Source organism: Pseudomonas sp. 2822-15 (assembly GCF_002742515.1).
GTDB classification, from domain to species: domain Bacteria; phylum Pseudomonadota; class Gammaproteobacteria; order Pseudomonadales; family Pseudomonadaceae; genus Aquipseudomonas; species Aquipseudomonas salomonii.
The window spans coordinates 198,163-212,876 of sequence record NZ_LJRY01000209.1 but is presented as its reverse complement, the minus strand read 5'-3'; the positions used below and the strand labels follow the sequence as shown (position 1 = coordinate 212,876).

The following is a 14,714-nucleotide window of genomic DNA, read 5'->3' as shown; positions in this document are numbered from 1 at the left end:
CCGTGGTCTATCTCGGTTGGAGGACCACGGCTCGGTGCAGGTTCAATCAGATTCGATCAGGTATTGATCCAGGAATGGTCGGCCCCCACTCTCACATTGAATTTGTAGCGAAGCGGGAAGTAATGCTCCTTGGTCTGCTTGATCTGTACGGGCGCTATGATTGGCACCACCATGCCCTGATGCGCATAGGCCTCACTCATCCTTTGTTGAATGTTGACGACCGGACCCTGCGACACGAGTTTGCCATCGACCAACGTTGCTTCTTTAGTGAGGCCATCCAAACCCAAGTCGTACATGTCGGGCCTTTTCGTTTTAAGCGTGTCGTTAAACATATTCGGCCCTACGGTATCGAATATTTTTGCCTCGTATTCCTTGAACTCCGGGGTGAATTGGACGCTGCCATCGGCGCCGCGGGTGACCGTCGGTCGATTGTTCGTAAAGTAGGATTTGTTAGCCGCAAACCGTTTATTCATCTCCCTGATCATCTCGTCAAGCACCGGGTTGCCGGGGCGCGTAGCAAAGTTACTGGTGTTATAGAACGTTTTATAATCGGCCACTTGATGTGTCACGGGCAAACCGAGCAGCACATCGTCGGCACCTGCGGCTATATCGACGGCATCGACGTTGCTTTGGATGAGATCATCGGTGTCCAGATAAAAACCACCGTGCTTATTCATGATCGGGTAGCGGGCTACATCCGAAGCGGCGGCCAGATTCTTCCCTTGGCCTTGTCGGAAGTAGCTGTACATTTCACCGTTCTTCAACTGTTTGAATGCGGTATCTTCATTAAGGTTGAGCACCGTCACGCCAGGCACTTTCTCCTTCAATTTGCTTTCGATTTGTTTAAAAACAGCAGGGCTGTCGGCGTCCACGTGCAGGACTGATTTATACCCGGGAGCTCGGGAGGCGTTTTTGGCCATGTTTTCCACCAAGTGGGCGGGGATTTCCTGGCCCGCCCAAAAGTAGTTCAGTGTTTTGGGCACGGGGGCCAGTTGTGTGGGAATTCTGGGGATCGACGAAATATCAACAAAGTTATAGTGGTGGTCGGTGGCTTTCTTAGCCTTTCTGGATTCTTCAAGTGTTCCCCGTTGCCATTGGCCTTTGGCGCTTCGCCAGTAATAGTGCTTACCTTGTTCGTGGGTACTTCTCCATGCACCGGCTGTGCTGTCGAAGAGAACTTCCTGATCGACGTTTTTGTAATTGAGCCTGAAAGGATTGCCTGAAGTTTCCACGCGTTTAATATCGTCCATCGGCACGACGAAGACTCCATCCCCCAACCTGAAAGGCGTCGGTGCTCCACTGGCGCCTCCCAGCAGGCGTTCGGAGCGGGAGATAGGGGCCCACCCTGAAGGGCCAAGATCCTTGACAGGTATGGCGGGGCTCGTGCCGTCCGGATGGCGGATGACGCGCTGGCCGTCTTTGACCTGGGACTCAAAGAGCCTGCCATCAACCTTCACATATTCCCGTTTACTGCGCCCGACAAACACGTTGTTCTGCAAGCCCGTGGTCGATAACTCGTCCGCCGCGATGTAGCGGGCTTCGTAGCCGTGCAGGTCGTCCAGCGAGCGTACATCTCCACTGGCAGCCACGCGGTTGGGTTGAAAGTCTTTCAAGGGGGGGCCAATCGCGCGCTGCTTCACCGCATCGTATTCATGCCAATTGCCCTGAAACATCACGGCTTGGCGCTCGACTGTTGCTTGCCCCACCCTGGTCGTCCCGGTGGCTGCCAGGCCGTGCTGCTGGCTTGCGGTCCGGATGGCGTCGTCGCTGGCGATTGCGCGCAAACTGTTCGCGTCGCCGGGCGTGGGCACGGCCGGGACAAAGTTCTCCAGCGGTGTGCCATAGGCCTGTTGCGTGCGCGGATCCACGGCGTACCACTTCCGGGTCGCCTCATCGAATTTAGCCAGGGCCTTACTGGGGTGAGCACTGTTGGTAGCCCTGAATGTTCCTTCAGCGATATCGGCCTTTTTTGCCAATTTCAACAGGTCGACATTGCGGTAAGAACCGCGCAGGTAATTGACGCCTTTGTGGGCGTTGCCCGCTACAAACTTCACCCCCCTTGCAGCCCCCCGCGCGAGGTCATCAACACCCCCCAACGGATTGAGCGAGCTTGCTGCCGCCCGCCCAACAATCTTAAACACCTTGGCAGCTTTCGACAGCGCGGAAGCACCGGCGAACGAAGCTCTCGCGGCCCTGGCGGCGGAGCCGACGCCGACCACGAAACCAAAGATATCGAACGCCAGGTCGACAACGCCGTCAGCAGTCCTGCCTTCGTTGAAGTTCTTAATGGCGGACCTGAACGGGATCAGGCCCAGTATGACCTCGCGAATAGTTTCGACAGTGCGGTGTTCGGTCTGAAAGGTCGTGGTTCCCCTGGAGTAGGCGCCCAACGCAGGCAACTCCATGTCCTCGACCATTGCATCGACCAGGTACTGGGTTCTGGCGCTGGCAAAGTTCTTCGGTACGCCTGTAGCGCCTTCGCGTTCTTGCGTTATCCCTGCGGGGTACTCACCCTCGGGTTTTATTCGGTCGTATCGTTTGCCTCGGGCAGAATACCAACCCTCGGAGGGTTGGCTTTCTTTATAAACCTTGCCCGGCCGCCGGGTGACAGTGCCCTTCAGTCGGTCGATGGCGTAGGTCATGACATTGATTTGGCCGTTGACAGTGCGTCGGGTCTCGACCAACAGCACCCCTTCTTCAGTACGCAGGGGATGACTGGGGCTATCGTAGTCAATTTCTCTGCGCACGGCGATTTCACCGAACTCCAGATTCTGCCGGTCTTCCAGAGGCAGTTTGGAAATCAGAAACTTGAGTTGCGCCGACGTGATCTTCTTCACGGAATCAGCGTACTCGCGAAAGTCCGCGTTGAATTGCTTGACGGGATCCGGCAGGGGTTTGAGTTTTGCCAGTGCATCGTTGATATCAATTTTGTCTGATGATGAGACCCACGCCCCGCGCTCACCTCTGTCGGAGTCCGGTGGTGGGGACCTGAGCGCTCTGCCATCGATGTACAGGTCCAACAGTGAGTAGGGGCCGGGGAATTGGTAGGTGTAGGGTTTGGACTCAATGCACTTTTGCTCAAACAGCGCGGGGTCCATGTCGGGGAAGGTTTTTTTCAGATGTTCGAGCGCAATGGCTTTGGTGGTCGGCGCCTCGGGGGTTGGCAGTGCGGCCGCTTCGCTCATTTCGCCGACATGCAGGTCGTAGGCCTTGCGCACCTCATCCAAGTCGGTATCACTCGTTGGATAACCCAAACCATTGGCAACAGCCCATGCTTTGATCCCTTCGTTCTGGGCAGCATATTCAATCTGCCTTTCCTCGTGCGAGATTGGTGCAGTGTCGGCCGCCAGCATGATTTGCGCATAGTCCATTTTGGCTGTCGCGCCCGGCGCTTTTGCTTCCACGCGGGCAACCGCCGTGGTGAAGCTGACCCAGCTGTGTGAGCCCACCGTCACCTCTTTGGGGATACCCTCGACCAGAAACTGCGGCGCGCGACTGGCAAGCATGGCGTAGGCCTGTACTGATGCTGTTTGCGCGGAGTCGGCGCGGCCGCCGGCGAGCATATGCGACTCCAGCTCCTTGACCACCGTCGATGGCGATTTGTGGCTGTTGTTCGCCGACACCAGTGGGTAGCCATCAATACTTGTTGCACCGCCGCCATTGGGGTATTTCCCCACGCCCAAGGCTGCCAGCAGCCAGTCGTTGGCACTGCCTTTAACGGAGCGCGCTTCGAATGTGGCTTGAATGGCCTCGCCCAGTGCCGCTCCCCGGGGTGAACTGATCAAACTGTCGATCAGTTGTCTGGGATTGCGCTGCTCCTGCGCGGAGACCGCTCGGCCGTTGAGCAGATAGTCCAGGACATTCTTGAAGGGTTTTAAACTGAGGTCGCCGAATTTCCCCTCGCTGATATAACTTCTCAGTCGTGTCTGGTCGTCCTGCGCGAGCGGTTCGGGCCACGCCAGCGCGCCGCCCAGGTTGCCATGGGGGGCGGCCTTGAAATTCGGCGTGAGGAGGGCACTGGCCAGGTTCTCCAGTTGCTCGGAGTTGGTGGGGATATCCCAGCCATGATCCTGTAGAAACTGCTGCAGGCTGACTTCGTTTGAGGCGCCAATGCCGGGTGCCCGATAGGTGCTGACTGCCGACAGAGGCAGCGCCTGTTTCAACTCGGTCTGGAGTGCCTCGATCTCTTTACTGCCATCTTCCAGAGCCATCGCCAGGCGTTGCAGTGCAGCGCCTGCCCGGTGCCAGTTGTGAATGTCACCCAGCGCCGCTTTCTGATGCTGAAGTGTTTCTTCGCTGCGCGCCTGGATCTTGTCCGCGAAGCGGGTTGGGTCGAGGGGATTGAAGTTATACGTCCGGTGGCTGATTTCGTCCGCTCGCTTGAGCATGCCGGACTGCGTCAGGTTCTGTGGCTCCTGATAAAACCGACCGACCAGCCTCCAGGGCACGGGTGCGTCCGGGCTATTGACGGGAGGTGCAAAAGGAATTTCGCCCTCTATGACGCTTGCGGCCTCAAGGATAGGCCCGCTCAGAGCAGCCCACTGGCTGTCGTCCTGACCCAGCGTGTGCAACGTGCGTAGCGGGTCAAGAGAACGCTCAAGGTAAAAGGATATCTGACCTGATTTGGCATCGATTTTTATCGAGGCGGGGTCAATTCCGGAGGCCTTGATCCACTGCTGAACATCGGGCGATTGGAAGGCATCATGCAAGTGCCGCCACCATTGGCCAAAGGTGGAGTGGGGAGGAATGTGATCGAAGTCGTTAACCTGAGTACGACGGCCAGCCAGGTTCAGGGCGATCGCGTATTGCATTGCCAGTTCGCTGTCTCCATTGGCACGTGGGGTGGCCTGCTCTTCCTGCGCGGCAGATGTGTCACGCTTTTGCCTTGAGAGCGGGGGGAGCAGAGGCAACGTTGAAGCAGGCGCAGGGCGTGCGATGACCTGACTGGAAATACTGTTCATAGGGGGGCTGACCTTGTGCGCGTGGGAATAGAGCCTCGACGTGGAACTAACGAGGTATTTCCCTTACGTAACAGCCGCTTCAGTTTGATTCCCTGCTCGCGCCGATTCAGTCGTTACCCTATATTTCGCCCCCCCTGGGCCAGCCGGCCTGGCCCAGGTTCAATGTGTTTCCATTAACTGCGAACCGATGGTTTTCATGCGGATCATGTCCATCAACTGGCGCAGCCCCGGTTTAAAGAGGTGTTTGGCTGGCACCTGACGGCCGATGATCTGACACATATCGACCGTATTCTTGTCGGCGCAATAAAAGATCCAATCGGGCTGGAGTTTTTCGCCCCCGCCAAACGTTAGCCTTAACGACAGGGATGTCGGCACAAAAACACCCTCCCTGCTCGTCGAGGTTTTTGCATGAAGCGCGGTACCGTATTCAAGATCGCTGGTGGTTTGCTCGCTGTGCTGGCATTGCTGGGAGCCTGGCAATGGCGGGGCAACCCCGACGCGTTGTGGCGTATCGTCAGCCGGCAATGTGTACCCGACCAGCAACAGCATCAAAACCCCGGCCCGTGCCTGGCGGTGGATCTGGACCGAGGCTACAGCCTGCTCAAAGACCGCAACGGCCCGTTCCAGGACCTGTTGATTCCCGTGGATAAAATCACCGGCATTGAAGACCCGGCCTTGGGTCGTCACCTGCTGCCGCATTACTTTACCCAGGCCTGGCGGCACCGTGCGGTGCTGTCGGCGGGCCTGGTAACAGCAATCCCGGACGCTTTCGTCTCGGTGGCGATCAACTCCCGCTACGGGCGCTCGCAGAACCAGTTCCACCTGCACATCGCCTGCCTGCGCCCGTATACCTTCGCTTTCCTCAACCAACAGGGCGACAGCCTCGATGAACAGTGGCGCGTATTGCCCACGCGCCTGATGGGGCACACCTACAGTGCCCGCACGTTGTCGGCGGCGGACGCGGATGCGCGCGACCCCCTGGAGGTGTTGCGTGACTACGTCGATGCCCAGGGCGGCAGCATGAGCCAGTACAGCCTGCTGATGGCGCCCCGCGACGATGGCAGCTTTGTGTTGCTCAGCACTCACGTCACCTTGACTGAACTGAACCTGGGTTCAGCCGAGGAGTTGCAAGACCCTCGCTGTGACCTGATGACCCAACGGTAAGCCTCTATCAATCTGAGCCTTACCCCCATCAATGTCGAATTCCGCAAGGCTGTAAGGGCTAGAGCGACAGCGGAGTCACACTCCCACAAAAAAGCAGCTTTTCAGCTTATGCAGAATTCAGGCTCCCATCCCCAGGAAATGTTATTCACGACCTGTTCACTCGATAAACGACACCCCCTCAAACATACCCATTGAACGACTGTTCAGTTTGCACTATGTTGACCCCATCCACCCGTTAGCACACCAACGGGTTCGCGCTTTTTCTTCTTGAACGAGAGGCTCTGGCATGCGGTTTTCCCCCTTCGTCGAACGAATTGCAGGGCAGGGCGTCGCCGCCTGGGACATCCACCACGCAGCGTTCCAGGCCGCAAGCCAGGGCGAAGACATCATCATCCTCAGCGTTGGCGACCCCGATTTCGCCACGCCGTCGTTCATCACCGACGCCGCTGTCAGCGCATTGCACAGCGGCGATACCCACTACACCGAAATCCCGGGCCGCAGCGCCCTGCGCGAGGCCGTCGCAGCGCGCTACAGCAAGACCCTGGCGCGCTCACTGAGCGCCGAAAACGTGATCATCGTGCCCGGCGCACAAAACGCGTTGTTCATCAGTTCCCTGTGCCTGCTGCAAGCCGGTGATGAAGTGCTGGTGCTCGACCCGATGTACGTCACCTACGAAGCCACACTCAACGCCAGCGGCGCCACACTGGTGCGCGTACCGTGCTCGCCGGAGTCCGGGTTTCGCCTGGATGCACGCATGCTCGCCGCCGCCATTACCCCGCGCAGCCGCGCCATCTTTTTCTCCAACCCCAACAACCCCACCGGCGTGGTGCTCAACCCGCAGGAACTGCAAGCGATAGCCGACCTGGCCATTGCCCATGACCTGTGGGTCGTGGTGGATGAGGTCTACGAAAGCCTGGTGTTCGACGGCCAATACCACAGCCTCGCCGCGTTACCCGGCATGGCCGAGCGCTGCATCGTGATCGGCAGCCTGTCCAAATCCCACGCCATGACCGGCTGGCGAACCGGCTGGCTGATCGCCTCGCCGGACATGATCAGCCACGCCGAAACCCTGGTGCTGAGCATGCTCTACGGCTTGCCGGGGTTTGTGATGGAAGCCGCCACGGCGGCGGTGCTGGCCCATGATGAAGTGACGGTGGGCATGCGCGATATCTACCGGCGCCGCCGTGACCTGGTCGTGGCCGGCCTGAGTGCGTGCCCCGGCATCAAGGTGCAGGCGCCCCAAGCCGGGATGTTTGTGCTGGTGGACGTGCGCGACACGGGCCTGGGCTCCTTGGATTTTGCCTGGCGTCTGTTCCGCGAGGCCGGTGTATCGGTGCTGGATGCCGCGGCGTTTGGCGAGCCGGCGCAAGGGTTTGTGCGCCTGTCGTTCACCTTGGGCGAAGCCCGCCTGGCTGAGGCCTGCCAGCGTATCGCCGGGTTTGTCGCCAAGCTTGCCGGTGAGCCGCGTGTGGCGCCGACGCCAAAAATCGAAGTGCTGGCGCCGGTCGAAGCGCGCAAGATGATTGAGGTGATCGACCTGCATAAGCGCTTCGGCAATATCGAAGTGCTCAAGGGCATCTCGCTTACGGCCAACGAAGGTGAGGTGATTTCGTTGATCGGTGCCAGCGGCTCGGGCAAAAGCACCTTGCTGCGCTGCATCAATATGCTTGAAGTGCCCGACCAGGGCAGCATTCATGTCGACGGTGAAAGCATCAAGCTCAATTACGGCATGCCCGGTGCGCCACTGGTGGCCGATGCCAAGCAACTGGTGCGCATCCGTTCGACCCTGGGCATGGTGTTCCAGAACTTCAACCTGTGGCCGCACCGCACCGTCCTCGAAAACCTTATCGAAGCGCCCACCCAGGTGCTGCGCGAAAGCCGTGCCGAAGCCATCGAACGCGCCGAAGCCTTGCTCGACCGCGTTGGCCTGGCCGCCAAACGCAACGAATTCCCGGCGTTCCTGTCCGGCGGCCAACAGCAGCGTGTGGCGATTGCCCGTGCGTTGGCCATGCGCCCCAAAGTCATGCTGTTCGACGAACCCACCTCAGCCCTGGACCCCGAACTGGTGGGCGAAGTGCTGCGGGTGATCCGCTCCCTGGCCGAAGAAGGCCGCACCATGATCCTGGTCACCCATGAAATGGCCTTCGCCCGGGATGTGTCGTCCAAAGTGGCGTTTCTGCACCAAGGCTTGATCGAAGAAACCGGCACGCCGGACGCGGTGTTCCTCGACCCACGCAGTGAGCGTTGCCGACAGTTCGTCAACGCGCATCAAACTCGCTAACTCCAGAAAAAGACGGGGCAAATCATGAAATGCAAACGCATGGCAACGTGGTTGGGCAGTGCAGTGTTGATGTTGACCGCAGGTTTTACCCTGGCGGCAGAAAAACCCATCGTGTTTGCGGTGGCGGCCGAACCCTATCCACCGTTCACCGTAAAAGGTGGGAACGGCCAGTGGTCGGGCTTTGAAGTGGACCTGATCCACAAGCTGTGTGAAGGCATGAAAGCCGAGTGTCAGATCAAGGAAGTGGCGTGGGACGGCATCATCCCGTCGTTACTGGCGAAGAAAATCGACGTGATTTTCTCTTCGATGTCGGTCACCGATGAGCGTGAAAAACAGATCGCCTTCAGCCGCGCCTATTACGATTCACTGCTGGGCGTGGCAGGCCCCAAAGGCGCCACGGTGGACATCACCCCCGAAGGCCTCAAGGGCAAGCTGATCGGCGTGCAGATCTCCACAGTCAGCGCCAACTACCTGAAGAAGTACTACGAAAATATCGCTGACCTTAAGTACTACGACACCCAGGAATCGGCGAATGCCGATCTGATCGCCGGACGTATCGACTACATGATGGCCGACGACACCGCCATCGCCATGATGGTCAAGACCCCGGAAGCCAGCGGCCTGGCGCATATCGCCAGCGTGCCCTACGACCCGATCATCGGGCGCGGCGTCGGCGCCGGTTTGCGCAAGGAAGACACCGCGCTCAAGGCCCGCCTGGACAAGGCCATCGGTGAGCTGCTGGTGAGCAAAGACTATGACGACTTGTCCCAGCACTACTTCGGCCTGTCGGTCAGCCCGTGCAAGCGCGGCGACACGCCGGCGTTTGTGAGCAAGACCTGTGACAGCCCCTACCAGCCAATCGCCCAGAAGACCGAATAATGCTCGATCTCCTCAGCTTTGGTGACCAAGGATGGGGCAACGCACTGCTCAAAGGGTTATGGATGACCCTGCAAATCTCCGTCGGCGCATTTGCCGTGGGCTTGCTGATCGGCCTGGTGGTGGCCTGCGCCAAGCTCAGTGCGCCGCGCCCGATTGCGCTGTTGATGCGCGGTTACACCACGGTGTTTCGCGCGGTGCCGGAACTGCTGCTGATCCTGCTGCTGTATTACGCAGGCTCCATGGGCCTAAACGCCTTGATGCTGTGGTTGGGGTTTGCCCAGGTCAACATCAGCGGGCCGTTGGTGGCGATCCTGGTATTGGGGCTGGTGCAGGGCGCCTATGCGTCGGAGATTTTCCGCGCGGCGATCCTGGCGATTCCCCACGGCCAGATAGAAGCGGCGCGAGCCTTTGGCTTGAACGGCGTTGGCCTGTTTCGCCGGGTGACCTTGCCGATCATGGCGCCGTACGCGCTGGCGGGCATGTCCAACCTGTGGATCAACCTGATCAAGGACAGTGCCTTGATCAGCGTGGTCGGCACCAACGAGCTGCTGTACACCGCCAAGCAGGCGGCGGGTTCCACACGTCATTATTTGCTGTTCTACCTCACGGCCGCCGCCTTGTATTACCTGGTGACGCTGGCTTCCAACTACCTGTCCGGGCGCCTGGAGCGACGTATCCGTCGCTGGATGCCGGTTGTCGAGTGAGGCGCGCATGCCTGAGTGGATAAGTTACTACGCGGGGCTGATCGCCAAGGGCTTGCAGACCACCTTGTCGTTGCTGTTGATCAGCGCGGTGCTGGGTTTTGCCCCGGCGGTGCTGGTGGCGCTGGCGCGGTTGTCACGCCGTAAGTGGCTGGCGCGCAGTGCGCTGGCCTACACCAGTGTGCTGCGCGGTACGCCGCTGCTGATCCAGATCTACATTTTCTACTACGGCCTGGGCAGCCTGTTCGCCCAGTTCCCGATGATTCGGGGCAGCTTTGTGTGGCCGTTCCTGCGTGACGGCTACTGGTACATTGTGTTTGCCCTGGTGCTGTCGGTGGGCGCCTATGTCGGTGAAGTGATTCGCGGAGGCCTGCTGGCGGTGCCCAAGGGCGAAATGGAAGCCGCTGCGGCGTTCGGCATGACCCCGCGTCAAGCGCTGCTGCGGGTGCGCTTGCCACGGGCGATGCGCCTGCTGTTGCCGACCCTGGCCGGTGAGACGGTGATGCTGCTCAAATCCACCGCGCTGGCGTCGACCATCGCCGTGGTCGACCTGCTGGGCGCGGCTAACGTGGTGCGTGCACAGACCTTGCAGATCTATCAACCCTTGCTGCTGGTGGCCAGTGTTTACCTGTGCCTGACCTTCCTGATCGAGGGTATTTACGCCATCGCCGAACGGCGCGGCACGCCGTTGCGCAGGTCGGCGGGATGAAACAGGACCGCGCGCTGCAGGGAATTGCCCTGTGCTCACTGGCCTACGCGTTCCTGGCGTTGCAGGACGCGGCGATCAAATGGCTGGTGGCCGATTACTCGGTGTTCAGCATTCTGTTCTGGCGCAGCCTGGTGGTGGTCGGCGCCTGCGTGATCGCCGGCCGCATGGGCCTGTTGCGCAGGGCATGGACCTCGGTGAGCCGCAAGCGGCTGATCATTCGCGGGCTGCTCTCGCTGCTGGCGTGGTTGCTGTATTACACCGCCGCCAAGGACTTGACCCTGGCGGAAATGACCACCTTGTATTTCTCCGCACCGATCATGGTCACGCTGCTGGCTGCGCTGATCCTCAAGGAGCGTGCCAGTCGTGGGCAATGGGTGGCGCTGATCATCGGCTTTGTCGGCGTGGTAATCGCTTGTCGCCCGAACAACATGGTCGATCCGCTGCCCATCATGCTGACGCTGGCCGCCGCCTTGTGCTGGGCGTTCACCTATATCCAGCTGCGCCAGGTCGACCCGGCTACCTCGGTGCTGGAGCAGATGCTGATCACCAACGTGGTATTCGTGATGTGCATGGCGGTGACCTTGCCCTGGACCCACACCCCGGCGCCGACCCCGGCCTGGCTGGGGATGCTGGCCGCAGGTCTGGTCGGCGGCATCGGCCAGTTTTTGTTGTTTGCAAGTTTCCGTCGGGCCACGGCGACCTTGCTGGCGCCGTTCGAATACACCGGGTTGATTTGGGCCTTTTTGCTCTCGAGCCTGATCTGGGGCACGTCGATGGATGTGTCGCTGATCATCGGCGCGGTGTTGATCGCGGTCAGCGGCACCCTGGCCATGCTCAGCGCCCGCCACCCGGAATCACAGGACGTGGTCGGCGCCGAATGCGCCGTGACGCAACCCCTGTACCCAGCAGCGACAAATATGCAGCCCGTTGGCGGGGCTGAAAGTGCCGGGGTTCAGACACCCCTCGAGCCAAAGCCCGTCGAGCATCGCCGATAGGCCGATGGCGGCCAGGTGGCTGTCGTCGATCTTGAGGTTTTCGCTGCGGGCCAGGTCGTCCAGCAGTTGCTGGATCAGCGCCAGGTAGGCGCGGTAGCTGTTTTCGTGGGACTGGTTTACGTGGGGCGAGTGGCGGATCAGGCTCCAGAACACCACCCACACACCGAGCAGGTCGGGGTCCATCACCCGTGGCGAAAACGACGCGCGCAGAAACGCGTCCAGACGCGCGGCGGCGCCTTCGGCCAGCTCGACTTGCGCCCATAACGCGCTGGTCAGCTCATTGGCGAGCTTGTGGTAGGTCTCGGCGATCAACGCGTCGATGCTGCCGAAATGGTGGTTGAGCAAGCCCACCGACACCCCGGCTTGGGCGGCGATGCGCCGCACCGAAATCCCGGCGTGGCCGTCGCGGGCCAGGCAGGTGAGAGTCGCGGCGACCAATAGGTCACGGCGTTCATCGGGGTCGGCGCGGCGCAGTTTGGGAGGCTCGACAGTCACGGGAATGCCTTTGATGTAAGACCGGAGTGCTCAGGTTAATTGAACGTGTGTTCAATCTCTAGCGATTAAATGATCAGAGGAGGGCAAGGCATGGCAAAAGACCTTTCGTGGCAGGTGCCAGGCGATGCCGGCAACACGCTGCACATCGGCGCCTGGCGCTTTGAAGGCGACGGCAGTGGCCCCAAGGTGCACCTGCAGGCTAGCGTACACGCCGATGAAATCGCCGGAATGCTGGTGCTGCATCAACTGCTGCCGCGCTTGCAGGCGTGCCAGGCCCAGGGCCGTCTGCGCGGCAGCGTGACCGTATTGCCCCAGGCCAACCCGTTTGGCATTGGCCAGTTTCGCCAGGGCAAATTGCTCGGGCGTTTCCATGAAGCCACCGGGCAAAACTTTAACCGCGCCTTCGATCATTCCCTGTCCATGGAACGCCCGGCGAGCAACCTGGCGCAATGGCAAAAAAGTTTGGTGCAGTTGGCGGCCGATGCCGACCTGGTGCTGGACCTGCACACCGACGATGAGGCCCTGCCGTACCTCTACATTCATCGCAGTTTCTGGCCCGACCACGGTCTGGCACTGGCGGCCGCATTACAGGCCGAGGTGGTGATTGTGTGGGATGAAGGCGGTGACGGCTCCTTTGAAGAAACCATCATCAACCATGGCGCGCCGCGCTTGGCCGCGACTGTCGAATTGCGCGGGCAAGCCGATGTCAGCGACGCGCTCGCGCAACAAGATGCCGACGGGCTGTGGGCGTGGCTGTGCATCAATGGCGTAATTGATGAAGTCGCCACGATCAGCGAATGGCAGGGCGAGGTGGTGGACATGGGCTGCATGGAAACCGTCCTGGCGCCCTGCGCCGGCGTGCTGGTGTTTGAAAAAAAACTGGGTGACCCGGTTGAGGAGGGCGAGCGTTTCGCGCGCATCATCGGCCGCCCTGGCGACCCGTCTTCGGAAGTGATTTTACGCGCGGCACAAACCGGGCGGATGTTGACAGGCCACCGCGAACGCCTGGTGGCCCAGGGTTCGGTGGTGGCCAAATTTACCGGCACACGCTTGTCGAACAGCTACAGCGGCGGGGTGCTGGACCCTTAGATTCCCAGATACACACACACCTTGTGGGAGCGGGCTTGCTCGCCAAAGCGGTGTATCAGTGAAGGATGTATTGGCTGACACTCCGCTTTCGTGAGCAAGCCCGCTCCCATATTTTCAATTGTGGTGTGGCTCACGAACCCAGGAACCTGAACAGCTCAGGCACGCCGTCGAGCCTGGCCACAACGGCATCACCAGCCTCGTTCCAGGCTGCGTTTTTCCAGAAGCAAACGCTCAAGCTCTTGCATCGGCAACGGCCGGCTGAACAAGTAGCCCTGGATCTGATCGCAGCCGGCCGCCTTCAGAAACGCCAACTGCGCCTGGGATTCGACGCCTTCGGCCACCACGCGCAATTCCAGGCTGTGGGCCAGTTCAATGATGGTGCGGGTAATGGCTGCGTCCTGCGGGTTGCTGGTGACTTCGCGGATAAACGCAATGTCGATTTTCAGCGTGTCGATCGGGAAGCGCCGCAGGTAGGCCAGGCTGGAATAGCCGGTGCCGAAATCGTCGATGGAGATTTTCACGCCCATCGCGCGCAGGCGTTGCAGGCTGGCGATGGTGTGCTGGGTGTTTTCCATCAGTGAGCTTTCGGTCAGTTCCACCTCCAGCCAATGGGCTTCAACGCCGGTATTTTTCAGGCTGCTGGCGATATCGGCAATCAGGTCGCCTTCAATCAATTGATGCCCGGAGACGTTCACCGAGACCTCCACCGCACCAATATCGCTGCGTTGCCACGCGGCGATCTGGCGGCACACGTTGTCGATGACCCAGCGGCCGACGGGCACGATCAGGCCCAGGGTTTCCAGCAACGGCACAAACACCGCCGGCGACACCGCGCCATGGCCGGGGCGGTCCCAACGCAGCAGGGCTTCAAGGGCACACACGGCACCACTGGCCAGCTCGACCTTGGGTTGGTAATGCAGGGTGAAATCGCTGCGCTCCACCGCCAGACACAGGTCGTTTTCCAGCGCCTCACGGGCCAGGTCATGCACGGTTTCGCGGGGTTGATTCTGCAGTTGCTGTTCGAGCATCAGGCTATGGGTTTTCAATTGATCGCCATGGGCCTTGAGCCGCAGCAGGTTGCGCACCCGCAGCCATAACTCGATATGCTCCACCGGCTTGCTTAGGAATTCTTCGGCGCCGGTTTCCAAGCCGCTGATCCGCGCCTCGGACTCGCTGAGCGCCGTGAGCATGATGATCGGGATATTCGCGGTGGCGGCATTGCCCTTGAGTTGGCTGGCGACTTCATAGCCATCCATGCCCGGCATCATGATGTCCAGCAGGATCAGGTCGGGCGGTTGCTGCGCCACCAATTGCAAGGCTTCTTCGCCGCTGCTGGCGGTCAGGGTCTGGTAGCCCTCATGTTGCAGCAGGGTTTCCAGCAGCTTGCGAACCTGGGGTTCGTCATCAACGATCAACAGCGTTGCGGGTGAGCTGGCCATG

The 14,714-nt window shown here is 60.2% G+C and carries 10 protein-coding genes and 1 pseudogene; 7 read left to right on the top strand and 4 right to left on the bottom strand.

Annotated elements, in window-relative coordinates:
* Positions 1–56: 56 nt before the first annotated feature.
* Positions 57–4,961, bottom strand: coding sequence for a glycosyltransferase family 32 protein (locus AOA59_RS23150; RefSeq protein WP_256593104.1), 4,905 nt, complete (start codon positions 4,959–4,961; stop codon positions 57–59).
* A 159-nt stretch (positions 4,962–5,120) separates the two neighbouring features.
* Complete coding sequence (locus AOA59_RS32445) at positions 5,121–5,336, bottom strand: hypothetical protein (RefSeq protein ID WP_158235261.1); 216 nt, start codon at positions 5,334–5,336, stop codon at positions 5,121–5,123.
* 33 nt (positions 5,337–5,369) lie between these two features.
* On the opposite strand from AOA59_RS32445, the gene AOA59_RS23140 reads away from it, so the two are divergent.
* From AOA59_RS23140 to AOA59_RS33195, 6 genes are all read left to right on the top strand, one after another.
* On the top strand, positions 5,370–6,125 hold the full coding sequence (locus AOA59_RS23140) for a CDP-diacylglycerol diphosphatase (protein WP_099489190.1): 756 nt from the start codon (positions 5,370–5,372) through the stop codon (positions 6,123–6,125).
* A gap of 286 nt (positions 6,126–6,411) precedes the next feature.
* Positions 6,412–8,406, top strand: a complete 1,995-nt coding sequence (locus tag AOA59_RS33350) for an aminotransferase class I/II-fold pyridoxal phosphate-dependent enzyme (RefSeq protein WP_099489189.1) — start codon at positions 6,412–6,414, stop codon at positions 8,404–8,406.
* Positions 8,407–8,430: 24 nt separating this feature from the next.
* On the top strand, positions 8,431–9,285 hold the full coding sequence (locus AOA59_RS23130) for a transporter substrate-binding domain-containing protein (RefSeq protein ID WP_163005440.1): 855 nt from the start codon (positions 8,431–8,433) through the stop codon (positions 9,283–9,285).
* Positions 9,285–9,989 (top strand): ABC transporter permease, encoded by a 705-nt coding sequence (locus tag AOA59_RS23125; protein WP_099489187.1) that lies wholly within the window; start codon positions 9,285–9,287, stop codon positions 9,987–9,989. Before AOA59_RS23130 ends, AOA59_RS23125 begins: the two co-directional genes overlap by 1 nt.
* A 7-nt stretch (positions 9,990–9,996) precedes the next feature.
* Positions 9,997–10,695 (top strand): ABC transporter permease, encoded by a 699-nt coding sequence (locus AOA59_RS23120; RefSeq protein ID WP_099489186.1) that lies wholly within the window; start codon positions 9,997–9,999, stop codon positions 10,693–10,695.
* Positions 10,692–11,690 carry a DMT family transporter gene (locus AOA59_RS33195; RefSeq protein WP_099489185.1) on the top strand — a complete coding sequence of 333 codons (999 nt, stop codon included), beginning with the start codon at positions 10,692–10,694 and terminating at the stop codon, positions 11,688–11,690. The genes AOA59_RS23120 and AOA59_RS33195 overlap by 4 nt, the downstream gene beginning before the upstream one ends.
* Here the strand turns inward: AOA59_RS33195 and AOA59_RS23110 are convergent.
* Positions 11,646–12,074, bottom strand: a pseudogene (locus AOA59_RS23110) (TetR family transcriptional regulator C-terminal domain-containing protein); the annotation flags it as partial. The gene AOA59_RS33195 and the pseudogene AOA59_RS23110 sit on opposite strands and share 45 nt — an antisense overlap.
* Before the next feature lie 201 nt (positions 12,075–12,275).
* Between AOA59_RS23110 and AOA59_RS23105 the strand changes: the two are divergent.
* Positions 12,276–13,274 carry a succinylglutamate desuccinylase/aspartoacylase family protein gene (locus tag AOA59_RS23105; RefSeq protein ID WP_099489184.1) on the top strand — a complete coding sequence of 333 codons (999 nt, stop codon included), beginning with the start codon at positions 12,276–12,278 and terminating at the stop codon, positions 13,272–13,274.
* Positions 13,275–13,462: 188 nt separating this feature from the next.
* On the opposite strand, the gene AOA59_RS23100 is transcribed toward AOA59_RS23105, so the two are convergent.
* Positions 13,463–14,713 (bottom strand): EAL domain-containing response regulator, encoded by a 1,251-nt coding sequence (locus AOA59_RS23100; protein WP_099489183.1) that lies wholly within the window; start codon positions 14,711–14,713, stop codon positions 13,463–13,465.
* Position 14,714: the final 1 nt, after the last annotated feature.

Coding starts and splice junctions, on each gene's coding strand:
- AOA59_RS23150 (WP_256593104.1), bottom strand. CDS start 4,961: ATGAACAGTATTTCCAGTCAGGTCATCGCACGCCCTGCGCCTGCTTCA.
- AOA59_RS23140 (WP_099489190.1), top strand. CDS start 5,370: ATGAAGCGCGGTACCGTATTCAAGATCGCTGGTGGTTTGCTCGCTGTG.
- AOA59_RS33350 (WP_099489189.1), top strand. CDS start 6,412: ATGCGGTTTTCCCCCTTCGTCGAACGAATTGCAGGGCAGGGCGTCGCC.
- AOA59_RS23130 (WP_163005440.1), top strand. CDS start 8,431: ATGAAATGCAAACGCATGGCAACGTGGTTGGGCAGTGCAGTGTTGATG.
- AOA59_RS23125 (WP_099489187.1), top strand. CDS start 9,285: ATGCTCGATCTCCTCAGCTTTGGTGACCAAGGATGGGGCAACGCACTG.
- AOA59_RS23120 (WP_099489186.1), top strand. CDS start 9,997: ATGCCTGAGTGGATAAGTTACTACGCGGGGCTGATCGCCAAGGGCTTG.
- AOA59_RS33195 (WP_099489185.1), top strand. CDS start 10,692: ATGAAACAGGACCGCGCGCTGCAGGGAATTGCCCTGTGCTCACTGGCC.
- AOA59_RS23105 (WP_099489184.1), top strand. CDS start 12,276: ATGGCAAAAGACCTTTCGTGGCAGGTGCCAGGCGATGCCGGCAACACG.
- AOA59_RS23100 (WP_099489183.1), bottom strand. CDS start 14,713: ATGGCCAGCTCACCCGCAACGCTGTTGATCGTTGATGACGAACCCCAG.